Raw genomic sequence first — 23909 nt, 5'->3', positions numbered from 1 at the left:
TCCTTCGCGTGCAGGGACAGGCGGCGTTGCGCCGCCCGCACATCAACATATAGGTAGCGCACCAGGTGGAAAAACACCGGCGCGGCGAAGCAGATCGAATCGACGCGATCGAGCATCCCGCCGTGGCCGGCGATCATCGAGCCCCAGTCCTTCGTGCCGAGCGAGCGCTTGACGACAGCACGAGCCCGCCAACGAAGCCCGCGATCACGATCGCGAGCGAGATTAAAACGGCGAATTAGCGTGGTACTCGGAGACTTGTCGTTCGACTGGCGGCTGTCGAAGTCGTACGTCAGCACACGTCAATCAGACGAGACTGAAAATCGAAATTTGTGGTTCGCATTCAACATCTTGGCAATATTTGACAGCCGTTTTTCGATGTTTCAGTAAGCTCGCGTTCAATAACCAAACGAACGGACGCAGGCCGCGTCGGCGAGAATGAACAAGAATACGCATCGCCTGGTGTATTTCAGGCTTCGGGGTATGGTGGTTGCCGTCGCGGAGACGGCGACGGCTGAGGGGAAATCGGCAACGGGCGAGGCGCGTGCGCGGCGGCGTTCATCGTCGTCTGGCGTTCGCGTTGTGATGGCAGGTGTCGCCGCGCTCGGCATGTTGCCCCCCCTGTCCGGTGCGCAGATCATCCCGACGCCGGGTACCAGCACACAGGTGATCCAGACGCCGAACGGTCTGCCCCAAGTCAACGTGGCCAAGCCTTCAGGTGCCGGCGTATCGGTCAACACCTACAATCAGTTCGATGTCCAAAAGGCCGGCGCGATCCTGAACAACTCGGCCACGATGGTTCAGACACAGCAGGCGGGCTGGATCAACGGCAACCCGAATTACGGAGCCGGGCAGGCCGCGCGGATCATCGTCAACCAGGTCAACAGTCCGAACCCCTCTCAAATTCGCGGCGCCGTGGAGATCGCAGGCGCCCGCGCGGAACTCGTCCTGGCGAATCCGTCCGGGATTTTCGTGGACGGTGGAACCTTCCTGAATACCAGTCGCGCGACCTTGACGACCGGCGTGCCGTACTACGGCGCCGATGGTTCGCTCGCCGGGTACAACGTCAACCGCGGCCTCGTGACCGTCTCGGGCGCCGGCTTGAACGCAACCGGTACCGATCAGGTGGACCTTATCGCCCGCGCTGTACAGGTCAATTCCGCCATCTATGCGAAGAACCTGAACGTGATCGCAGGCGCGGCTCAGGTCAATCACGACACGCTTGCTGCGACGCCGATCGCCGGCGACGGCTCCGCTCCGGTAGTCGCGATCGACGTGAGCCAGTTGGGCGGTATGTATGCCAATAGGATCGTCCTCGCATCGAACGAGTTTGGTGTGGGGGTGGCCAACGCCGGCACCATCGCCGCGCAGGCAGGCGACCTGACGCTGCAGTCGAACGGCCGGCTCGTGCTCACCGGCAAGACCACGGCAAGCGGCAATATGGCGCTGTCGGCCTCGGGCGGCATCCAGAATAGCGGCACCACGTATGCGCAACAATCGCTGTCGGCGAACACCGCCGCCGATCTCACGAACACCGGGACGCTCGCGGCGCAGCAGAACACGACGGTCAACGCTGGCAGCGTCAACTCGACCGGCACGCTCGGCGCGGGCGTGAACAACGACGGTTCCGTCGCGCACAGCGGCGACCTGAACCTCACTGCGTCGGGCCAACTGACCGCGACCGGCCAGAATGTCGCAGGCGGCAATGCGTCGCTGACGGGCGGCAGCGTGAATCTCGCCGGCAGCCAGACGGCGACGAACGGCGATCTGTCGCTGAACGCGACTGCCGGCGACGTGAACCTGTCGAACGCAACGACGAGCGCGCAAGGCGCTATTCACGCGAACGCGATGGGCACGGTGATCAACGACCACGGTAGCCTGTCGAGTGGCGGCAGCACGATGCTGACCGGCGGCAACCTGTCGAACCAAGGCGGCAAGGTCTCGTCGCAGGGTCCGTTGTCGGTCAACGTCGCCGGCCAGATCGCCAACCAGTCGGGTGAGCTGGTATCCGAAAGCACGGCGGACGTGGGGGGCGGCGCCATCGCGAACAACCAGGGCACCATCCAAAGCGCGGCGGGCATGACGGTGGCTGGTGCGTCACTGGACAACACGGCGGGTCGGATTACGTCGCTCAACAGCGACGGTCTCTCTGTGACGACCAGCAGCCAGTTGACCAACGCAGCGGGCGTGACGGCGAATGGCGCGCAAGGCGGCGTCATCGCCGGCAATGGCGATGTGTCGGTTCAAGGCGCAAACGTTGTCAATCGCGGTGCGATCACATCCAACACGAATCTGCGGGTATCGGGCCAGTCGGTCGACAACGGCAGCGGCACGCTGCAGGCTGCGCAAAAGGTCGCTGTCGATGCGGGCGCACGCCTGGTCAATAACGGCGGCTCGATCGTCGGTCGGACAGCCGCGCTGACTGGTACGACGCTCGACAACAGCGCGGGCACCGTACAGGCCGACCAAGTGTCGTTGAACGCGACGGATCTCGTGAACCACGGCGGCACGATCACACAGACCGGCGCCAGCGCGATGAGCGTGGACGTGTCCGGCACGCTCGACAATTCCAGTGGCGGCACGCTGCAAACCAACAGTACCGACCTGACGCTCGCACCGACGTCGATCGTCAACGATGGCGGCACGATCACCCATGCCGGCAACGGCACGCTGACGCTCGGCAACGGTTCCGGCTCTGTGTCGAACATCGGTGGCGCGATCGCCAGCAACGGGCGCGTCGTCGCGCAAACCGGCACGCTGAACAACGCAGCGGGCTCGATCAACGCGCAGAACGGACTGACGGCAACCGTCGGCGGTACGCTGAACAATGCGAGCGGCAAGCTGTTGTCGAATACGGACGTAAGTGCCACAAGCGGTACGTTGTCGAACGACGGCGGCCAGATCGGTGCCAGCACGAACGCGACGATCCGCACCGGTTCGATGACGAACCAGGGCGGTTCGATCGTCGCGCCGAACCTGTCCGTCATCGCCGATTCGATGCTCGACAACAGCGGCGGCAAGCTCGAAGCCAATCAGCTTGCGCTGACGGCCGCCAACCTCGTGAACCACGCCGGCACGATCACGCAATACGGCTCGTCGGCGATGGACATCAATGTCAGCGGCACGCTCGACAACTCGGCGGCCGGTGTGATTCAGACCAACGCCACGGACCTGACGCTTGACCCCGCCGAGCTGAACAACGCGGGCGGCACCATTACGCACGCTGGCACGGGTACGCTGACGATTGCGCCGGGCAACGGATCGAGTGCGCTGAACAACGCGTCGGGCACCATCGTGACGAAGGGACAAGCCATCGTCAACGCGGCTTCCTGGAACAACGCCAGCGGTATCCTCGCCGCGCAGCGCGGCATCAACGCCACGATTGCGGGCGACATGAACAACGCGCAGGGCCTGCTTCGATCGGATGCGTCGCTGTCATTGAAGGGCGGCGGTGCCCTGTCAAACCGGGGCGGCCACATCCAGGCCGGGCAGTCGACAGCGGGCGACACCAGCACGCTCGCCATTCAATCGGCCTCGATCGACAACGCGGACGGCGCCATTGTCGACCTCGGTGCGGGCAAGATGACGGTGCAAGGCGGCAGCCAGATCGCCAACAGCCACGCCGGCGGCGTAGCGGGCATGGGCGCGATTACCGGCAATGGCGATGTGACGGTCAGCGCGGCGTCGATCAGCAACACGCAAGGCGGTCAGCTCAGTGGCGCATCGCTGCATGTTCAAGGCAACACCCTGGACAACAGTGGCGGCACCATTGGCAACGTCACGAATTCGAACGGCGACGTGGACGTCACGACGACCGGCGCGATCACGAACACGAACGGCCAGATCAGCTCGACGCACGATCTGTCGGTCGCGGCGGCCACGCTGCAGGGCGGCGGCACGTACAGCGCAACGCACGACGCGAACGTGAACCTGCAGGGCGACTACACAGCAGCATCCGACACGCAGTTCAACGTCGGTCACGATCTCGCCTTCACGCTGCCCGGCACCTTCACGAACAACGCGAACCTGCAATCGGTCAACAACCTGAGCGTGAACGCGGGCAACATCGTCAACGTGGGTGCCCTGACGGCCGGCGGCCTGCTGCATACGCAATCGACCAACCTGATCAATACCGGTGCGCTCGTGGGCGCCAGCGCCTCGCTCAACGCGACGAATACGATCTCGAACCTCGGGCCGACCGCGCTGATCGGTGCATCGGACAGCAGCGGCACGCTCGAAATCCTCGCGCACGACATTGAAAACCGCGACGACACGACTGCGGCCGATTCGATGGCGACGACCGCCATCTTCGGCATGGGCAAGGTCGTGCTGGCGGGCGGCAAGGACGCGAGCGGCAACTACAGGAACGCGGCGCTGATCAATAACGTGTCTGCCCTGATCCAGTCCGGCGCCGACATGGAACTGCACGCCGACAAGGTGACGAGCACGCGCCGCGTGATGAAGACGTCCACCAGCCAGATCGATCCGGCATTGCTCGCGCAGTTCGGCATCAGCATGTCCGGATGCGTGGCGGTCCACATGGAGGCCTGCTCGGGTCGGGACGTGGGCGGGGTCGACCTGAGCAAGCCCGAAGTGCGTGAACTCTTTCTGGATTTCGTCGGTGGGGTTCCGACCGATCCGCCTCATGGGGGGCAGTGGAACAGCAACTACCAGAAGACGACCTACTATGCGGACAGCGCGACGGCGACGACCGTGACGGACATCAGCCCGGCCGCGCAGATCGTGTCGGGCGGCAAGATCGATGCGTCGTCGGTCGGCACCTTGCAAAACTATTGGAGCAACATCGCGGCGGTCGGCGACATCAAGATGCCGGCCCGCTACGACGCCGACGGCTGGGCGGCATCCGGCCAGAAACTGCCGGGCGTGACGGTTTCCTACTCAGGGCAATATCACTACAACAACTACGACAACACCGAACACGACTGGCAACTGCCGTTCGGCAATGCGCCGTTCGTGACGGGGCGTCCAGGCGGCTATACGCAGGCGGCGCCGGCGTCGATCAAGGATTACACGCTGCCGGGCTACTTTTCGACGCTGAGTTCTAACGGCACGATCTCGGGGACGGGCGTCAGCGTCAGCAACACGGCCGGTAACGCATCGATTCCGTCGCTCGGCTTGTTGCCGGGGCAGTCGGTGCCGGGTCTTACACCGACCAACCTGAGCGGTAACGCGAGTGGCGTGAAATCGGGCGCGTCGTCGGTGCACGGCGGGCCGCCAGCGCCGGTCGATCCGATCATCGCCAGCGCGACGGCGCTGAACGTGCTGAACAACCTCACGATTCCGCAGGGCGGGCTGTACCGGCCGACTACCGCGCCGAATGCGAACTACGTGATCGAGACGAACCCGGCGTTCACGAACCAGAAGAACTTCATTTCGAGCGACTACTTCTTCGGTCAACTCGGCGTCGACCTCACGCATATTCCGAAGCGTCTCGGCGACGGCTTCTATGAACAGCAGCTCGTGCGCAATCAGGTAACGGCGCTGACCGGCAAGGCGGTGCTGGGGCCGTATGCCGACTTGCAGACGATGTATCAATCGTTGATGACGGCGGGCGCGGATCTGTCGAAGTCGCTCGATCTGCCGATGGGCGCGAGCCTGTCGGCCGAGCAGGTGTCGAAGCTGACCAGCAACGTGATCATGATGGAAACGCGCGTGGTCGACGGCCAGTCGGTGCTCGTGCCAGTCGTGTATCTCGCGAAAGCCAGCCAGCAGAATGTCAATGGCCCGCTGATTTCCGCAACGAACATCGATTTCCAGAACGCGCAGTCATTCACGAACAGCGGCACGATCAAGGCAGACAACACGCTGGCGATCCAGGGCAAGCAGATCGACAACGCGTTCGGCGCGCTGCAAAGCGGCGGGCTGATGGCGCTGAAGACCGAGAACAACATCGACCTGACGTCGGCGAACGTGAAGGCTGGCAGTCTGCAACTGGATGCCGGGAAAGACCTGATTCTCGATACCGCGACGAAGACCAATACGCGCGTGAGCCGCGACGGTGCCACGAGCGTGGTGACGACGCTCGGGCCGACAGCGAAGCTGGACGTCGCGGGCAATGCGTCGATCGTCACTGGCGGCAACTTCCAGCAGAACGCGGGCAACCTGTCGGTCGGCGGCAACCTCGGCATGAACGTCGGCGGTAACTGGGATCTCGGTGCGGTGCAGACCGGCGAGCACAAGATCGTGCAGCGGGCGAACGGCGTGTCGAACACCGACATCAACAAGGTCACCGGTAGCTCGGTGACGGTCGGCGGGCAATCGAACGTCGTCGTGGGCGGCGATCTGACGGCGAAGGGCGCGCAGATCGACCTCGGCCAGGGTGGGACGCTTGCTGCCAAGGGCAACGTGACGCTCGGCGCGGCGAGCACGACATCGACGGTGAACAGCAACAGTTCCGGCAGCGACAGTCACGGCAGCTATGCGGAGACGCTGCACACGTCGGATCAGGCGCTGACCGGGACGACGCTCAAGGGCGGCGACACGGTCAACATCGTGTCGGGCAAGGACATTACGCTCTCCGGCAGCGCAATCAGCCTCGAGAAGGGCAATGCGAACCTGCTCGCGGCTGGTGATGTGAATGTCGGCGCGGCAACCGAAACGCACGAGTTGAACTCGCATGAAACGCATAGCCATAGCAATGTGGTGAGCGGCGTGAAGGTCGCCAGCGGGATCGACCAGACGATGACGCTCAATCGCGGCAGTCTGGTGTCGGCGGACGGCGTGAACATCGTCAGTGGAAAGGACGTCAATGTTCAGGGCAGCACCATCGTCGGAACGAATGACGTGACGCTCGCGGCAGCGCGCAACGTGACGGTCACGACGTCGCAGGACACCTTGCAATCGTCGAGCTACTACAACAAGAAGGAATCCGGTCTGATGTCGGGCGGCGGACTGTCGGTGTCAGTGGGCAGCAGTTCGTTGAAGACGACCAGTCAGACGGCCGAGGTATCGAACAACGGCAGCACGATCGGTTCGCTGAAGGGTAACCTCAACATCACGGCTGGAAACGATCTGCATGTGACCGGAAGCGACCTCATCGCAGCGAAGAATCTCAGCGGGACAGGCGCGAACGTGACGATCGACGCGGCGCAGGACAAGAACCATCGCGCGGAGACGCAGGAGGTCTCGAAGAGCGGCCTGACGCTGGCGCTGAAGGCACCGGTGATCGACGCGGTATCGAATGCCGTTGGTCAATCGCGTGCGTCCGGCAATAGCCAGGATGGCCGGGCAGCGGCGCTGCACGGGATGGCCGCGGCGAGCGCCGCGTGGGATGCGAACATGGCTGCGGGCGATCTGGTCAGGACGCTGGGGGCGGGCGAGACGCCTCAGTTCAAGGTCGAAGTCAGCGTCGGTAGTAGCCATAGCAAGAGCGCGTTTTCCGAAGACAGCGTGACGAATCGTGGCTCGAATGTGAATGCGGGCGGAACGGTGGCGTTTGCGGCGACCGGCAACGGTCAGGCTGGCAGCGGTAATGTGACGATCGCCGGCTCGAATGTGAACGCAAACGATGTGATTCTGGCGGCAAAAAATCAGGTCAATATCGTCAATACGACGGACACCGATTCGACTCGCAGCACGAACGAGTCGAAGAGCGCGAGCGTGGGCGTGTCGGTCGGCACCGGCGGGTTCGGTGTTTCCGCGGCGATGTCGAAGGCCAACGGCGACGGTAACAGCGATCTGGCCACGCAGAACAACAGCCATGTGAATGCTGCAAACAATGTGACGATCATCTCGGGCGGCGATACGAACATCATCGGCTCGAACGTGAAGGGCAATCAGGTGAACGCCGACGTGGGTGGAAACCTGAACATCGTCAGCGTGCAGGACACGTTGTCGAGCGCGGCGCATCAGTCGAGTTCGGGTGGCGGCTTCAGCATCAGTCAGGGCGGTGCCAGTGCGAGCTTCAGCCAGAGCAAGGGCAACGCGTCGGGCAGCTATGCCGGCGTCAATGAGCAAGCCGGGATTCAAGCAGGTGACGGCGGTTTCAATATCAATGTCACCGGTAATACCGACCTGAAGGGTGGACTCATCGCAAGTCAAGCGGATGCGTCGAAGAATTCGCTGACGACGGGCTCGCTGTCCTTCTCGGACATCCAGAACCAGTCGCATTACGATGCGAGCTCGAGCGGCTTCAGTGCGGGTGCGACGACCGGCGACGGCGGGATGAACTACAGCACGCACGGCAGCACGTCGGGCAAGAATGCGGGTGGTGCAGCGCCTATGCTTGGCCAGAACGACAGCGGCAGTGATAGCGCGACGACGAAGAGCGGTCTCAGCGCGGGGACGGTGACGATCACGGATTCGGCAAACCAGAAGCAGGACGTGGCGAGCTTGAACCGCGATACGACGAACACGAACGGAACAGTCGCCAAACTGCCGGACATGCAGAACCTGTTGGCCAAGCAGTCGGACATGATGGCTGCGGCCAGCGCGGCTGGCGAAGCGGTGTCGCGCCGGATCGGAGACTACGCGGACAAGATGATGAAGGACGCCGCAGCCAATGGCGACCAGGCAGGCGTCGACGCGTGGAAGGAAGGCGGAGCGAACCGCGCACTGATGCAAGGTGCAGGCGCGGCGCTGGTGACCGGATTGGCGGGCGGCAACGCGGTAGGTGGTGCCGCCGGTGCGGCGATTGCGTCGATCGCTTCAGGCAAACTGAACGAACTGAGCAGCGCGATCGCGGGGAGCGATCCGACCGGCAACGCGAATATGAATCAGGCGCTGGGCAACATCGTGGCGAACGCGCTTGCGACGGGGGGCGGTGCAGCTGTGGGTGGGGAGTCTGGGGCGTTCTCTGGGTATAACGCTGACCGATTCAATCGGCAGTTGCATCCTGAGGAAAAGACGCTCGCGAAGCAGTTGGCAGAGAAGAGCAAAGGTAAATATACCCAAGCGCAAATTGAGGATCAGATGAGAATCATGGGTGTGTCGGTCGATGGCCAGCATCAATCAGGTGCGCCGGAGACGCTGGTGGGGCAAGCGCCGACGGACTCTGGGGCTAAATGGATTTATGCGGGTTCGACGGCCGACGGGAAACCAATTCTGACCCAGGCGACGGCACAGGTGAACTCGGATCTGCAGGCATACATCGTGGCAAATGCGAACTCGGCTGTGCCTAGTCAGGTGCCGAGCCAGTTCAGTTACGATCAGCCGGCGAAGCCAGATTATCATTTCACGCTGACAGGGCCATTTACTCGCCTGCCGAACCAAACCGACGTGAATTACATCAAGTCAACCACGGGTGATTTAGCGTCGGTCACCTCAACGACTGCCGGGTGGGTTGGGTCGACGAGCGGCGCACTGGCGTCTGCCCCATCTCCGTTTGCTCCATTGTTCGCGCAGATTGCATTTGGGGCGACTGCCGTTGGTGTCGGCGCCGATGCTATCGGACAGATGGTGAGTCCAGACTTTGGGCAGTATGGCGTTGGTGGCGTACTGAACGTGGTGTCGAATGCAGCATCGGAGAAATACCCACTCCTAGGCCCGGTTATCAATGGAGTGTCGAATACCGTTAGCAGCAGTGATATTTCAAATAAGGTTCAAGGGATACTCAATTCTTATTGGCAGAGCGTCGTGAAGGCGGCAACGGGAAACACGGGAGGGAATGGTGCGAAAAATTAAATTGTTCGAGGATGGAAATTTTCCTCGATGGGTGAGATTGAGTTTGATTGTGATAGGGGTATTGGCGATGTATGTCGCAGTCAAATTCATTCCGCCATCAATTTTTGGAGGGATTGTGTTATTGGCTGGCTTCGGGATAGCGCTGGTCGGTGGCTATACAAGTCGCGCCGCGATGTTGAGGATCAAGCCATTCGATAACAGCTACAAAAAGGCACGCAAGAGCTACGAAGCGAAGAGCGACGAGCCGGACAAGTCCTGATGACAATAAACTCAGCGATGCGATTTCGAGCGGCTTCAGTGCGGGTGCGACGACCGGCGACGGCGGGATGAACTACAGTACGCACGGCAGCACGTCGGGCAAGAATGCGGGGGGTGCAGCGCCCATGCTTGGGCAGAACGACAGCGGTAGTGATAGCGCGACGACGAAGAGCGGCGTCAGCGCGGGGACGGTGACGATCACGGATTCGGCGAACCAGAAGCAGGATGTGGCGAGCTTGAACCGCGATACGACGAACACGAACGGAACAGTCGCCAAACTGCCGGACATGCAGAACCTGTTGGCCAACCAGTCGGACATGATGGCTGCGGCCAGCGCGGCTGGCGAAGCGGTGTCGCGCCGGATCGGAGACTACGCGGACAAGATGATGAAGGACGCCGCAGCCAATGGCGACCAGGCAGGCGTCGACGCGTGGAAGGAAGGCGGGGCGAACCGTGCACTGATGCAAGGTGCAGGCGCGGCGCTGGTGACCGGATTGGCGGGCGGCAACGCGGTAGGTGGTGCCGCCGGTGCGGCGATTGCGTCGATCGCTTCAGGCAAACTGAACGAACTGAGCAGCGCGATCGCGGGGAGCGATCCGACCGGCAACGCGAATATGAATCAGGCGCTGGGCAACATCGTGGCGAACGCGCTTGCGACGGGAGCCGGTGCCGCAGTTGGCGGTGAAGCGGGAGCGTTCTCTGGGTATAACGCTGACCGATTCAATCGGCAGTTGCATCCGGACGAACGGAAGTGGGCGCAAGATCGCGCGAAGGACTTCGTGGCGTTCTATAAGCAGAAAACCGGGCAAGACATTACGATCGATCAAGCACAGAACATGTTGCTGGTGAATGGATATCGTTTGGTGGATGCAGCAGCCAGCAAAGGACCGGGTGGTGATTCGACAGCGGTGGCTTATATTAACCAGAACGGTGGTGGACTGTTTGCCAAGGACCAGTACTACAATAATCCGCTCATGTTCGGAAATAAGGACGGCTCGCCAACGCCCGAGCAGGTTGCGTTGGCGAGCAACTCGGGCAAGTCGGCAGGGCCTGGTTTTCGGGCGCCGGATTATTCTTCCGCAAATGGATCCGGTATGAGCGTCGCCTACGGAACATCCGTGAACTTGCATGATGGCCAGATATACGTGGGCGGTGGGAAGGCAAATCCGTTTTCACCCTCTGGGAATATTATGTTTGGGTATCTGTTGTTTCCAGGCGATTCCCCCACGCTTGAAACCAATAATTTCCTTAATGGAGCCGCAATTCCGATCGGCGGATGTATGCTTGGCGTTTGCATAGGATTGAATCATTCAATTGGTGGTCAGACATCTATTGAGTTTGGGGTTGGTACGCCCGGAGTTTCAACTGGTGTTACGGTATCGAAGCCTGTCGGAGGTTCCCGTTGGTGAAATTTAAAACGTGGTTTCAATTTTTGATAATTGCGATTTTCGCGGTGGCAATGGTCAGCCTTGTTCGATCTTGTCAAGCTGATCCTACGCAAGGCCAACTATTCGACCAATTGGCGATGATGCGTGACGATATGCGAGCGATTATTAATGATGGTGGGCGTGTTGTTCGTTATGACAATAATGAAAAAACAACGTTCGCGAGAGTTTATCTCTTGCTGAGTGTTGATCGGAAAACATGGGGTGTTGGTCTAGAGAGAGCCTACGGCAATACATTGCTTGCACGCGGATGGGTGCCAGTTAAAAAGGAGGCTAACGAATTGTCGCTTTGTAAGGGTGGTGCTTTTGCATCAGTAACTGCTCCGACAGCTGATAGGAATGGTTCGATAGCAATGATTTTCGATGCTGCGAGTATTTCTAAGTGCCAGCGTTTACTACGTACTGGCGAGGCGCGTTGAGTAGTTTGCTAACTGATGGCCGCATCCTGAAATTCTGACGGGCACATAATGTAGGGTGGTCTGGGAGTGTAATATAGATCAAGATAAATCAGGATAATAAATTTGTTGGGATTACATGATTAAAAACAAAACACTATTTCAGAAGATGGTGGGGTTATTGTCTTCGTTGCGATTGTGAGTTTCATTGCGTGCGTGATGCTAAAGAATATTTTTTGATAAAAAATTTTATTGACATGGGATTCTGGATTGGTTGAGGGAAGCTTGAGTTAGATGGTGGCCAGGGGCGCCAATTGAATCTGTTCCGAAAACACGGCTGCAGAAAATTATCTGCTGGTGCTCTTTCGCTGAAATTATGGGCTTCGTAATTTTCGTGGCATTGAAGAATATATTTTTATACTGAGATATTTCTTGGAAAGTAGGATGGTTGGATAGCAAGCAGTTGGCGGAAGCAAAAATCCGGAATAGTGGGGCAAGATGATGCACGAGCAGCATCCTGCTGATTGGACTCGTGTGGCTGCCACCCGTGCATTTATTTCTGGACTTTTCTCGGCGATCAGTGTGCTGGTAGCGTTAATAAGTAGTCGCATCCTTGACGAATGCGCATGATTCGGTTGTAGTCAACGACTCATATCTAGAAAAACATGAAAATTATTCGCCGAGGGAATTTGGCTGCCGCAGCACTGCTGTTTATCGTGACCGGTGTGTCGGCGCAAGAAGCTCCGCGTCTGATTGTTCCAGGTAACGACCAGCAAACCCGACAGCAGGAAGAGGCTCGTGAACGCGAACGGACCGTCACCGCGCCCGGGGTGCGTTCGAGCGTGACGGCGAGCGCAGGCTATCCAGCGCTGCCGTCCGAAACACCGTGCTTTCGCATCGAGCATTTCGCACTCGACGTACCCGACGCACTGCCTGCATCCCTGAAATCGCAAGGCGCATCGGCGTTGCCGATGGATCGCTTCGCCTTCGCGCGCGAATGGCTCGAGCACTACACCGGCCAGTGCGTCGGCAAACAGGGGCTCGACGTGCTCGTCAAGGGCCTGTCGCAAGCGATCCTGGCGCGCGGGTACGTCACCACGCGCGTGCTGTTGCCCGAACAGGATCTGTCGACCGGTACCCTCAAGTTTGCGCTGATTCCCGGCGTGATTCGCCACGTGCGTTTCGCCGACGAGAAGCTCCGCGGCACCTGGAAAACCGCCTTCCCGACCGGCGACGGCGAACTGCTGAACCTGCGCGATCTCGAGCAGGGCCTCGAGCAGATGAAACGGGTGTCGAGCCAGGACGTGTCGATGCAGATCGTGCCGGCCGATGTGCCAGGCGAAAGTGACGTCGTGCTCGATGTGAAGCGCGGCAAGCCGTGGACGGTCGTCGCCTCGATCGACAACTCGGGCACACGCGCGACCGGCCGACTGCAGGGCAACCTGTCGCTCGGCGTCGACAACCCGCTCGGCCTGAACGACATCTTCAACATCGGTATGAGCCAGGATCTCGAGTTCGGCGACAAGCGGCTTGGCTCGCACGGCTGGAACGGCTTCTATTCGATCCCGTGGGGGTACTGGACCGCGACGCTTTCCGCATACACGAGCACGTACTACCAGCAGATCGCCGGCGTCAACCAGACGTTCATCGCGAGCGGCAATTCGAAGACGGTCGACTTCAAGCTGAACCGCGTGCTGTCGCGCAGCCAGAACGACGTGTTCGGTGCGCAGTTCCGGCTGTCGCGCCGCTTCGGTCAGAGCTTCATCGAAGACACCGAAATTCCGCAGCAGCGCCGCAACAACACGTTCGTCGAATTCGGCCTGACTGATCGTCACTACTTCGGCAACGCGCAATTCGACGGCACGCTCGCGTACCGGCAGGGCATCGGCGCATTCGGCGCGCAGGACGACATTCTTGCGGCCGACGGCGGCCCGACCTACCGTTACAAGATGGCGGTGCTCGACGCGAACCTGTCGGTGCCGTTCGCTATCGCGCAGCAGCCGTTCCGTTACGTGACGACGTTCCACGGCCAATACACGGGCCACACGCTGTATTACATCGACGACCTGACGATCGGCAGCCGCTACACGGTACGCGGCTTCGATGGAGAGACGATGCTGGCGGCTTCTCGAGGTTTCTACTGGCGCAACGAGCTTCAAGCGCCGATCGGACAGACGGGGGTGGCGGCCTACGCGGGCCTCGACTACGGCCGCGTGTGGGGCCCGCAGCCGGTCGCGCTGGTCGGCACGCAACTGGCAGGCGCGGTGATCGGCGTGAAGGGGAGCGTCGCGACGCGTTTCGGCGGGTACGGCTACGACCTGTTCGCCGGTACGCCGGTGTACAAGCCGTCTGGTTTCCCGACGAACCGGGTCACGCTCGGGTTCCAGCTGACGGCCCAGTTTTGATGAATACGCGATCAATCCGGCCGGCGCTTCATGGATTCGATAACGACGACGAGGACCGGGAACCGACGGTGTTGCTGACCGCGCAGATCGCTGCAGTCTTGTTCGCGAACAGTCGGCCGGCTATCGATGTTTGAATGCCAGGCTTGCCAGTGCCACTTCAGCTGGACGACCGACACGGTGCTCGATCGGCGACAAGTTTTGGCGTACGACGGGCGGCGTTGCGCCGCCCGCGCATCACACATACAGGTAGCGCACCAGGTGGAAAAACACCGGCGCGGCGAAGCAGATCGAATCGACGCGATCGAGCATCCCGCCGTGGCCGGCGATCATCGAGCCCCAGTCCTTCGTGCCGAGCGAGCGCTTGACGGCCGACAGCACGAGCCCGCCGACGAAGCCCGCGATCACGATCGCGAGCGAGATGCCGAACGCCGCGCCGAAGCTGAACGGCGTCACGCGATACAGCGAGGCGCCGCACAGCGTGGCCAGCAGGCCGCCGCCGACGAAGCCCTCGATCGTCTTCGACGGCGACAGCTGCGGCGCGATCTTGCGGCGTCCGAACAACTTGCCGACCACGTATTGCAGCACGTCGCTGATCTGCACGACGAACAGGAAGAAGAACAGCAGCAGCGCGTTCTGCCCGGCGTAGCGCGGAATGTCGAGGATCAGCACGGCCGGCGCGTGGCTCAGCCCGTACACGCACACCATCAGCGCCCAGTTGATCTTCGCGTTGCGGCTCAGGAAGTCGCGCGTGTCCTGCGTGAGCGCCGACACGAGCGACATCGCGAAGAACAGGTGCACGGGCACGAAGATCGAGTACATCCCGTACCAGTTGATGCCGAGCAGCAGGTACTGCACGGGGATCGCGATGAAGAACGCGATGAAGAGCGTCGTATGGTCGCTCGCGGTGGTCGGCGTGAGCGTGATGAACTCGCGCAGCGTCAGGTACGACAGCAGCGCGAACACCAGGTACGTGACGTTGTTGCCGAGGCCGATCGCGACGGCCATGATCGCGATCATCGCCCACCATGCGCGAATGCGCTGGTTCAGGTTGACGATGGTCGCGCTGGTGCCGCCGCTGCGCGCGCCGAGGATCGCGCCGATCACGGTCGCGACGACGAGCACGCCCGTGACGCCCGCGACCAGTTCCCAGAAGAGGGTTCGCATGGTTGATATCCGGAAAAGGGAGAAGGGAGCGCCGCGTTCAGCCGGCCGGCCGTTGCGGCGGCGCGAGCGCGACGACCGCGTCGCGCATGCGGGCGAGGAACGTCGGCTTGTCTTCGTCGGCGCCGAGCGCTTCGTTCGCCCCGAAATGCACCTTGCAGATCAGCGGCACGGGCCAGATCGCGCCCTTCGGCATGATGCGCTGCAGGTTCTCGAGGTAGACGGGCGCGAGCGCGACGTCCGGGAACTCGGTCGCGAGATGGAACAGCCCGCTCTTGAACGGCTGCGGCAATACGTCGGCGCCGCGCGTGCCTTCCGGGAAGATGATGATCGAGTGGCCCTGCCGCAGCGCGTCGCGCACCGGCTCCAACGGGTCGCCGCCGTTTTCGCGGTGACGGTCGATCAGCACGACGTTCAGCAGCTTCTGCGCGATGTGGCGCTTCAGGTCGCTGCTGTCCCAGTAGTCGCGCGCGGCGACCGGCCGCACGACCGCGCGCACGTCGCGCGGCAGCGCGGCGAGGATCGCGAGCGTGTCGATGTGGCTCGTATGGTTCGAGAAATAGATCTTCTGGGTCGGCGACGGCGGCGCCTGATGCCAGACGGGATACGCGCCGGCGACGAGCCGCACGATGGACAGCAGGAAGTCGCGCTGCCAGACGTTGACGATGTTCATCGGCGCGCTGCCTCCTGCGTGCATGCCCGGCCCGCTGCGCACGCGCGGCGGGCGGAACCCCGGAATGCCGGCGCGGCAGGATGCGCGCCGGACGGCTCTTGTTTAAATTTTTTCAAGTTCGTGGCTGCCTGTCGCAGGTCCGCGATAATCGGACGATTCGCCGTCGCACGCTGTTGCGTCGCGGCGAATGCGCCGGTCGGCGGCGTGATAATCGGCTGTTGCACGAGTGCCCGTCTGCAGTTCGAAGGGATCTCGCTGCGATCGGGCCAGCGGATTATCGCGAGTTTCGCCGAAAAACGCCAGATTGGCGCCACGCGGGCGGGGCGGGCCTGCATGCTTGACGCATCGAGGCCGCTCGGCGACGATGAGGGCCGTTCAATCCAGGCCGACGACGGCCGTTTCGCCGCCCGGGGCATGGCGGCGGGAAACGTATCCGACCGTGCCGCGCGAATAATACGAATACGAAACGATGAGCCTCTACGCACTCAAACCCAAATTCCAGAACCGTCTGCGCCCGTTCGCGAATTCGCTCGCCGAACGCGGCGTCACGGCCAACCAGGTCACGCTGTTCGCGGCCGGCGGCTCGATCGTCGTCGGCGCGCTCGCCGGGCTCGGCGTGTTCGCCCGCGCGCTGTTCCTGCTGATTCCGCTATGGCTGTTCGCGCGGATGGCGCTCAACGCGATCGACGGGATGCTCGCGCGCGAGCACGGGCAGAAGAGCACGCTCGGCGCGTACCTGAACGAGCTGGGCGACATCGTGTCCGACGTCGCGCTCGTGCTGCCGTTCCTCGCCGTTCCCGCGTTCGCTCCGGCGGACGTCTGGCTGTTCGCGCTGACGGCGGTGATCGTCGAATGCGCGGGGCTGATCGGCCCGCTCGTCGGCGCGACGCGCCGCTACGACGGCCCGTTCGGCAAGAGCGACCGGGCGCTGGCCCTCGGCGCGTTCGCGCTGTGGATCGGCCTCGGCTTGCCGGTCGGCAGCGTCGCCGCGTGGCTGTGGCGGCTGCTGATCGTACTGTCGATCGTGACGGCGGTGCGGCGCGTGCAGGCCGGCATCGCCGAAGCGGGCGGCTGACGGGCCGGGCGCCGGAGGGCGGCGCCACATCATTCGAATAACGAAACGAGAGAGATCGCATGAGCACACGCACGGCCCGTGAGGCCGACTTCATCACGCACGACGGCGAAACGCTGTTCTATCGTCACTGGCCAGCGACGGGCGCGCGCTGCCGCGGCGCCATCGTGCTGCTGCATCGCGGGCACGAACATTCGGCGCGCGTCGCACACCTCGTCGACGAGCTCGACCTGCCGGAATTCGCCTTTTTCGCCTGGGACGCACGCGGCCACGGCCGCTCACCGGGCGCGCGCGGCTACAGCCCGAGCGCGGCTGCGTCGGTGCGCGACCTGCAGACCTTCGTCGAGCATATCCGCGACACGCACGGCATCGCGATCGACGATATGGCCGTCATCGGCCAGAGCGTCGGCGCGGTGCTCGCGGCGACCTGGGCGCACGACTACGCGCCGCCGATCCGCGCGCTCGTCGTCGCGTCGCCGGCGTTTCACATCAAGCTCTACGTGCCGTTCGCGCGGCCCGGGCTGCGGCTGATGCACAAGCTGCGCGGGCTGTTCTACGTGAACAGCTACGTGAAGCCGAAATTCCTCACGCACGATCCCGAACGGATCGCGAGCTACGCGTCCGATCCGCTGATCACGCGGCCGATCGCGGTCAACATGCTGCTCGACCTGCACGATACCGCGCAGCGGATCGTCGCCGACGCGGCCGCGATCACCGTGCCGACGCAGTTGCTGATCTCGGGCGCCGACTGGGTCGTGCATCGCGGCCCGCAAGACCGCTTCTTCGAGCGGCTCGGCTCGGCGCGCAAGGAGCGCATCGTGCTGCCGGGCTTCTATCACGACACGCTCGGCGAGCGCGACCGCGCGCAGGCGCTCGCGCCGCTGCGGGCGTTCGTGCTGCGCGAGTTCGATGCGCCGAGCCCGCGCGTGTCGCTCGCCGATGCGGACCGGCGCGGCGCGTTCCACGACGAGTACGCGGCGCTCGGCCGGCCGCCGGCCAACGTGTTCGCCCGTGCGTACTGGGCGCTCACGCGCGCCGGCCTCAAAGCCGGTGGCGCGCTGTCGGACGGCATCGCGCTCGGGCTGCGGCTCGGCTTCGATTCGGGCTCGACGCTCGACTACGTGTACCGCAACCGCGCGCAGGGGCGGCTCGGCATCGGCGCGCTGATCGACCGCACGTATCTCGATTCGCCGGGCTGGGTCGGCATTCGCCAGCGCAAGGTGCATCTGCAGGAACTGATCGGCACGGCGATCGGCCGGCTGCGCGGGCTCGGCACGCCGGTGCGGATCGTCGACATCGCGGCCGGCCACGGACGCTACGTGCTCGATGCGATCGCGACGGCCGCCGAACGCGACGGCGCGGCGCCCGACGACATCACGCTGCGCGACTACAGCCCGCCGAACGTCGAGGCCGGGCGCGTGCTGATCGCGCAGCGCGGCCTCGAGCCGATCGCGCGCTTCGAACGCGGCGACGCGTTCGACGAGGCGTCGCTCGCGACGCTCGAGCCGCGGCCGACGCTGGCGATCGTGTCGGGCCTGTACGAGCTGTTCGGCGAGAACGCGCTGATCGAGCGCTCGCTGCGCGGGCTCGCGCAGGCCGTGCCGCCGGGCGGCTATCTCGTCTATACGGGGCAGCCGTGGCATCCGCAGCTCGAATTCATCGCGCGCGCGCTGAACAATCACCGTGGCGAGTCGACCTGGGTGATGCGCCGCCGTTCGCAGGCCGAAATGGACGAGCTCGTCGCGCGGGCGGGTTTCCGCAAGCTCGACCAGCGGATCGACGAGATGGGCATCTTCACGGTCAGCCTCGCGCAGCGGGTCGACGCGTCATGAGCGCGCTCGGCGGCGGCGCGGGCGCGCGTGGCGGGCTCGCGGAGCCGGCGGCCGGCGCGCGCGACGCGTCGTTCGCGCTGCGCTTCGGCTGGCTCGCGGCGATGGGCGCCGTGTTCTTCTCGACGTACGGCTTCGCGAACTGGCTCGCCGCGCGCCGCGCCGCGGTGCCGACGTTCGCGTTCGGCTGGGAGCATGCGATCCCGTTCGTGCCGTGGACGATCGTGCCGTACTGGTCGATCGACCTGCTGTATGCGCTGTCGTTCTTCTTCTGGACGCGCCGCGACGATCTGCTCGATCACGTGAAGCGGCTGCTGACCGTGCAGCTGGTGTCGGTCGCGTGCTTCATCGCGTGGCCGCTGCGCTTCGGCTTCGAACGGCCCGACGCGGGTGGCGTGGCAGGTGCGCTGTTCACGCTGCTGATGGGTTTCGACAAGCCGTTCAACCAGGCGCCGTCACTGCATATCGGCTTGCTCGTCGTGCTGTGGGCCGTCTATGCGAAGCACCTGCGCGGCACGTTCGCGCGCGTCGTGCTGCATCTGTGGTTCGCGGCGATCGGCGTGTCGGTGCTGACGACCTACCAGCATCACGCGATCGACGTGCCGACCGGGGCGGCTGTCGGCTGTCTCGCGCTGTTCCTGTTTCCGCTGCGCGATGTCGCGGGCCGCTTGCCGGGCGCCGATGCGTCGCCGAGTAAGGCCGGTCGCGCGCTCGCGCGCCGCTATGTGCTCGGTGCCGCGCTGGTCGCACTCGCGGCGCTGGCGTGCGTGCCGCGCGCGCCGGGCTGGGCGCTGGCGGCAGGGTGGGTCGCGCTGGCGCTCGCCTGCGTCGCATGGGCCTACCGGCGCGGCGCGCCCGGCGCATTCCAGAAGGATGCGCACGGGCGGTTCCCGGTCTTCATCGGCTGGCTGCTCGCGCCGACGATCGCCGGCGCGTTCGTCAATTCACGGCTGTGGACGTTCCGGCAGCCGACCCCGGTGCGGATCGACGAGCGTGTGTCGATCGGCCGGTCGCCGACGACGCGCGATATCCGGCGCCACGGCTTCACCGCGCTGGTCGACCTGACCGCCGAGATGCCGCGCTGGGCCGCGGCCGATGCATCGTTCGCGTATGCGTGCGTGCCGCAGCTCGACCTCGTCGCGCCGACGGCGGCGCAGCTTGCGCAGGCCGTCGCGGCGCTCGAACGCCTGCACGGCGAAGGGCGCGACGTGCTGGTCTGTTGCGCGCTCGGCTACGGGCGCAGCGTGCTGTGCGCGGCCGCATGGCTTGCCGCGCGGCGCGGGCTGACGGATGCGCGCGACGCGCTGGCCGCGGTGCGCGCGGTTCGGCCGCACGCGGTGTGGTCGGATGACGGCGTGGCCGTGCTGCAGCAGTGGATCGATCGCCGTCGCGATGAGGCGCGCGGGTGATGCGCGATCCGTCCGCCCCGTTCAGGATCGCCGCCGCGCGCGGCGCGCTCGATGCAGGCGTGTGGGCGATCGCGGCCGCGCTGGCCGCGGCCGGCGCGGGCGGATGGATCGCGGCGGGCTGGCCGCTGGCGACGCTCGCGCGCGTGCTGCTGGCCGCCGTCAGCACGGGATCGGGGATCGCGGCGCTGTGGTACGCGGCGCGCATCGAGATCGACCGGCGGCTGTTTGCCGCGCTCGCCCGGGCGGTGGACGGCGACGGGTCGGTCGACGACGGGCTCGCGGCGCTCGACCGCGCGCTCGCCGATCTGGGCTGGATCGATGCGACGAAGGCCGGGCGCACGCTCGACGCGCGCGTGCGCGGCGCGGTCGGGCTGTGCCGGGCCGCCGTGCTCGTCGCGATCGTGCAGTGGCTCGTCGTCGGGATCGCGATCGCGGTGTCGCCGACCGGCTAGCACGGCGCCTGTACGCGGCGACCGCGTTCAGTTGGTTCCTTGCGTCGTCTGTTTCGAATGCGCGGCCAGTCCGTTTTTCTTACGGGTGCCGTCGGCCGATCGCTCCGCGCTGCCGACGCCGACACCCGGCCGTAGCGCCCGCTGTCGAATTCGGCGGATTCGCCGGCTTGCCGCGCGCTCCGCGCAAGCCCGACCTCGCGGAACGCCGAGATCTGGCAGGGCGCACGCGCGTTATTGGCGGAAACCGGCCGTGAGCGATCGTGCTCCGAATCTCGGGGCCCGGGTCGTCGCGATATCGACCGGCGCCGCGCCGCTGCACGCCCGGGAGCGGGTGGCGGTGTCGATGAATTGATTCAAATCAGTTTTCCGCGAAGAAAATCCGTCGCGCAGTGCGTGCTTGCGGTAGCATACGCGCCGCTCGCGGCAGCGCGTTTCGGCGGTCCGCAACGGACCGTAGCCGGTGCCGGGCCAGCCGTCGCGCGCCGGCAGCATGCCGTGTCGGCCTGCCGGCGGCAACGGCGCAATTCTTGCTGTTCGTTCTTCCTGCGCAGCATTTTCGACCGAATTCGGGTTCTTTTCGCCTCTCAGTCGCGAATCACGGTAAGTTTTGTTCTATTTTTGAGATAGTGTGACGAATGGGCGGACGCCTGTGCCAGGCGCCCCCCAGCGCGACGAACCGGTCATTCAAGCATCCGCCGCGTCGTACCGATAAATGCAATCAAGTCATAGATATGAGGGGAAGCAGAGGGGATGTGCACTTACGGGCATAGCTGCTTTGCGCGCGTCGGTTGCGACGCGCAGGATCACCGGACGATCGTGACGACGCGGGGCGGCGCATGAAGCCGGCCGTGTCGCTGTTCGTCCTGGCGGCCGCGATGACCGGCGCTTTCCACACGGCCGCGCTGTCGGCCGCGCCGATGCCGGCGGTGCCGGCCGCCGCTTCGACGGCCGCTGCCGGTCGCGCGGCGGCGCCCGATGTGGCGCCGGCCGCAGTGCCCGCGGCCGCGCCGACGGCGGCCAGCGCGCCGGCCGCCGGCCTGCCGGCGACGACCGTGCATGTGCCGTTCGCGTCGCTCGGCGCGTTCGATCCGCTGCGCCTGCGCGGCGCCGACGACGCACGCACGATCAACGCCGGCGTGCGGCTCGATCGCGTGATCACGGGCGCGCGGTTGCGCCTGACCTACGCGTATTCGCCGTCGCTGGTCTTTCCGCTGTCGCACCTGAAGGTGTCGGTCAACGGCGAGGTGATCGCGACCGTCCCGTTCGACGCCGCCCGCGCGGGCCGCACGGTGACGCAGGAGATCCCGATCGATCCGCGCTACTTTTCCGATTTCAACCAGATCGGCCTGCGCCTGATCGCGCATTACACGCTCGACCATTGCGAGGATCCGACGAACTCGGCGCTGTGGGCCGACGTGAGCCCGACGAGCGAGCTGATCCTCGACGAATCGCCGGTGCGCCTGCCGAACGATCTCGCGCTGCTGCCGGCACCGTTCTTCGACCGGCGCGACAACGGCCGCGTGCGGCTGCCGTTCGTGCTGCCGGCCACGCCCGATTCGGCGACGCTGCGCAGCGCGGGCGTGCTCGCGTCGTGGTTCGGCGCGCTGGCCGACTACCGGCATGCGCGCTTCCCGGTGTCGACCGCGCTGCCGGCCGACGACCAGGCCGTCGTGGTCGGCACGGCCGCGATGCTGCCGGCCGGTCTCGCGCTGCCGCCGGTGGGCGGCCCGCTGCTCGCGGTCGCCGACAACCCGGCCGCGCCGGGCCGCAAGCTGCTGGTCGTCACGGGCCGTACGGCGGCCGAGGTCGACGACGCGGTCGCGACGCTCGTGCTCGGCCGCGCGGCGCTGTCGGGGCCGGCGGCGACGGTCGCGCACGTCGATCTGGGCGCGCCGCGCAAGCCGTACGACGCGCCGCGCTGGCTGCCGGTGAATCGGCCGATCGCGTTCCGCGAGCTCGTGAACGACCCGCGCCAGCTCGAAGTGCGCGGCACGACGCCCGACGCGATCCGGCTGAACCTGCGCGTGCCGGCCGATCTGCATTCGTGGAACGGCGCGGGCGTGCCGATCACGCTGCGCTACCGCTACACGGCGCCGACCGTGCAGGACAATTCGACGCTCGCGGTCGAGATCAACGATCAGCTCGTGAAGTCGTACCGGCTCGGGCCGGCCCACGCGGAGGACGCGCACGGCCGCATGCAGCTGCCGCTGCTGGCGGTGCCGGAAGGGCGCGTGACGAGCGACGTCGACATTCCCGCGTTCCGCGTCGGCAGTGGCAACCAGCTGCAGTTCCGCTTCACGCTCGATTCGCAGAAGACGGGCCTGTGCTCGAGCGCGGCCACGGAGCCGCAGCGCGCGGCGATCGATCCCGATTCGACGATCGACTTCTCGCACTTCGTTCATTACGCGCAATTGCCGAACCTCGCGTTCTTCGCGAACAGCGGCTTCCCGTTCACGCGCTTCGCGGACCTGTCGCAGACGGCCGTCGTGATGCCCGACCGGCCGTCGCCGCAGGAGCTCGAGGCCTATCTGACGATGCTCGGCCACATGGGCGAATGGACCGGCTACCCGGCGCTGCGCGTGCAGGTCGCGCGGCCCGGCGACGTCGCCGCGCTGTCGGGGCACAAGGATCTGCTCGTGATCGACGGCTCGCCGGCGTCGCCGCTGCTCGCGCAGTGGCGCACGGCGCTGCCGCTCGCGATCGGCGAGCAGGGCGGCGCGGGCGGTGGCGTGACGCGCGTCGCGTTCACGGTGAAGGAGCGCTGGCGCAACGGCGTGGGCGTCGCCGACGGCGGCGCGCACATCGAACAGACGGGCCCGCTCGCGGCGCTCGCCGGTTTCGAGCTGCCGGGCAGCCGCGGCCGCAGCGTCGTCGCGCTGACGGCGACCGACCAGCCGCGCCTCGGCGATCTGCTCGACGTGTTCGAGAACGGCGGGCTCGTGTCGCAATTGCAGGGCGACCTCGCGCTGGTGCGGCCGGGGCAGGTCGACAGCCTGCGGGTCGGCGAGCCTTACGTGGTCGGCTTCGTGCCGTGGTATGCGCGCGTGTGGACAGAGGCGGCGCGGCATCCGGTCGTGCTCGGCGCGGTCGGCGTCGTCGCGGGGCTGCTGCTCGCGCTCGGCGTGTTCAGCGTGCTGCAGCGAATCGCCGCGCGTCGACGGGGGATGTAAC

Annotated in this window: 12 protein-coding genes and 1 pseudogene; 10 read left to right on the top strand and 3 right to left on the bottom strand. The window is 64.7% G+C overall.

All coding sequences use genetic code 11. The annotated features are described in order from the left end of the window. Nucleotides 1-44: 44 nt before the first annotated feature. Nucleotides 45-223, bottom strand: a pseudogene (locus HWW87_RS09465) (phosphatidate cytidylyltransferase); the annotation flags it as partial. 212 nt (nucleotides 224-435) lie between these two features. Here HWW87_RS09465 and HWW87_RS09460 point away from each other — a divergent pair. The 5 genes from HWW87_RS09460 (at nucleotide 436) to HWW87_RS09440 (ending at nucleotide 14142) form a co-directional block, all read left to right on the top strand. Continuing rightward, nucleotides 436-9639 carry a hemagglutinin repeat-containing protein gene (locus HWW87_RS09460; protein ID WP_175820074.1) on the top strand — a complete coding sequence of 3068 codons (9204 nt, stop codon included), beginning with the start codon at nucleotides 436-438 and terminating at the stop codon, nucleotides 9637-9639. Then, entirely contained in the window at nucleotides 9623-9898 is a 276-nt protein-coding gene (locus HWW87_RS09455; protein WP_244107163.1) for a DUF4231 domain-containing protein, read from the top strand. Before HWW87_RS09460 ends, HWW87_RS09455 begins: the two co-directional genes overlap by 17 nt. A gap of 67 nt (nucleotides 9899-9965) precedes the next feature. Further along, nucleotides 9966-11306 carry a polymorphic toxin type 22 domain-containing protein gene (locus HWW87_RS09450; protein ID WP_175820073.1) on the top strand — a complete coding sequence of 447 codons (1341 nt, stop codon included), beginning with the start codon at nucleotides 9966-9968 and terminating at the stop codon, nucleotides 11304-11306. Beyond that, complete coding sequence (locus HWW87_RS09445; protein ID WP_175820072.1) at nucleotides 11300-11761, top strand: hypothetical protein; 462 nt, start codon at nucleotides 11300-11302, stop codon at nucleotides 11759-11761. Before HWW87_RS09450 ends, HWW87_RS09445 begins: the two co-directional genes overlap by 7 nt. Before the next feature lie 641 nt (nucleotides 11762-12402). Then, nucleotides 12403-14142 (top strand): ShlB/FhaC/HecB family hemolysin secretion/activation protein, encoded by a 1740-nt coding sequence (locus HWW87_RS09440; RefSeq protein ID WP_175820071.1) that lies wholly within the window; start codon nucleotides 12403-12405, stop codon nucleotides 14140-14142. 234 nt (nucleotides 14143-14376) lie between these two features. Here the strand turns inward: HWW87_RS09440 and HWW87_RS09435 are convergent, their stop codons facing one another. After that, nucleotides 14377-15306, bottom strand: a complete 930-nt coding sequence (locus HWW87_RS09435) for a phosphatidate cytidylyltransferase (protein WP_012328300.1) — start codon at nucleotides 15304-15306, stop codon at nucleotides 14377-14379. A 37-nt stretch (nucleotides 15307-15343) separates the two neighbouring features. Further along, nucleotides 15344-15976, bottom strand: coding sequence for a lysophospholipid acyltransferase family protein (locus HWW87_RS09430; protein ID WP_175820070.1), 633 nt, complete (start codon nucleotides 15974-15976; stop codon nucleotides 15344-15346). 469 nt (nucleotides 15977-16445) lie between these two features. On the opposite strand from HWW87_RS09430, the gene HWW87_RS09425 reads away from it, so the two are divergent. The 5 genes from HWW87_RS09425 (at nucleotide 16446) to bcsB (ending at nucleotide 23908) form a co-directional block, all read left to right on the top strand. Further along, nucleotides 16446-17051 carry a CDP-alcohol phosphatidyltransferase family protein gene (locus HWW87_RS09425; protein ID WP_175820069.1) on the top strand — a complete coding sequence of 202 codons (606 nt, stop codon included), beginning with the start codon at nucleotides 16446-16448 and terminating at the stop codon, nucleotides 17049-17051. Nucleotides 17052-17110: 59 nt separating this feature from the next. Next, nucleotides 17111-18880, top strand: coding sequence for a bifunctional alpha/beta hydrolase/class I SAM-dependent methyltransferase (locus HWW87_RS09420; protein ID WP_175820068.1), 1770 nt, complete (start codon nucleotides 17111-17113; stop codon nucleotides 18878-18880). Then, the gene (locus HWW87_RS09415; RefSeq protein WP_175820067.1) at nucleotides 18877-20286 is read left to right on the top strand and encodes a phosphatase PAP2/dual specificity phosphatase family protein; all 1410 of its coding nucleotides are present in this window, start codon (nucleotides 18877-18879) and stop codon (nucleotides 20284-20286) included. Before HWW87_RS09420 ends, HWW87_RS09415 begins: the two co-directional genes overlap by 4 nt. Then, nucleotides 20286-20738 carry a hypothetical protein gene (locus tag HWW87_RS09410; protein WP_175820066.1) on the top strand — a complete coding sequence of 151 codons (453 nt, stop codon included), beginning with the start codon at nucleotides 20286-20288 and terminating at the stop codon, nucleotides 20736-20738. Before HWW87_RS09415 ends, HWW87_RS09410 begins: the two co-directional genes overlap by 1 nt. A gap of 836 nt (nucleotides 20739-21574) precedes the next feature. Then, nucleotides 21575-23908 carry a cellulose biosynthesis cyclic di-GMP-binding regulatory protein BcsB gene (bcsB, locus tag HWW87_RS09405; protein ID WP_244107162.1) on the top strand — a complete coding sequence of 778 codons (2334 nt, stop codon included), beginning with the start codon at nucleotides 21575-21577 and terminating at the stop codon, nucleotides 23906-23908. Nucleotide 23909: the final 1 nt, after the last annotated feature.

The organism is Burkholderia sp. BCC0419 (assembly GCF_902830285.1).
Lineage (GTDB): Bacteria > Pseudomonadota > Gammaproteobacteria > Burkholderiales > Burkholderiaceae > Burkholderia.
This window is presented reverse-complemented; position numbering and strand designations above follow the sequence as displayed.

What these genes read in the sequence shown, in the direction of transcription:
- HWW87_RS09450 (WP_175820073.1), top strand. Translation starts at nt 9,966, where the DNA reads ATGAACTACAGTACGCACGGCAGCACGTCGGGCAAGAATGCGGGGGGT.
- HWW87_RS09410 (WP_175820066.1), top strand. Translation starts at nt 20,286, where the DNA reads ATGCGCGATCCGTCCGCCCCGTTCAGGATCGCCGCCGCGCGCGGCGCG.
- HWW87_RS09415 (WP_175820067.1), top strand. Translation starts at nt 18,877, where the DNA reads ATGAGCGCGCTCGGCGGCGGCGCGGGCGCGCGTGGCGGGCTCGCGGAG.
- HWW87_RS09455 (WP_244107163.1), top strand. Translation starts at nt 9,623, where the DNA reads ATGGTGCGAAAAATTAAATTGTTCGAGGATGGAAATTTTCCTCGATGG.
- HWW87_RS09440 (WP_175820071.1), top strand. Translation starts at nt 12,403, where the DNA reads ATGAAAATTATTCGCCGAGGGAATTTGGCTGCCGCAGCACTGCTGTTT.
- HWW87_RS09420 (WP_175820068.1), top strand. Translation starts at nt 17,111, where the DNA reads ATGAGCACACGCACGGCCCGTGAGGCCGACTTCATCACGCACGACGGC.
- HWW87_RS09435 (WP_012328300.1), bottom strand. Translation starts at nt 15,306, where the DNA reads ATGCGAACCCTCTTCTGGGAACTGGTCGCGGGCGTCACGGGCGTGCTC.
- bcsB (WP_244107162.1), top strand. Translation starts at nt 21,575, where the DNA reads ATGAAGCCGGCCGTGTCGCTGTTCGTCCTGGCGGCCGCGATGACCGGC.
- HWW87_RS09430 (WP_175820070.1), bottom strand. Translation starts at nt 15,976, where the DNA reads ATGAACATCGTCAACGTCTGGCAGCGCGACTTCCTGCTGTCCATCGTG.
- HWW87_RS09460 (WP_175820074.1), top strand. Translation starts at nt 436, where the DNA reads ATGAACAAGAATACGCATCGCCTGGTGTATTTCAGGCTTCGGGGTATG.
- HWW87_RS09425 (WP_175820069.1), top strand. Translation starts at nt 16,446, where the DNA reads ATGAGCCTCTACGCACTCAAACCCAAATTCCAGAACCGTCTGCGCCCG.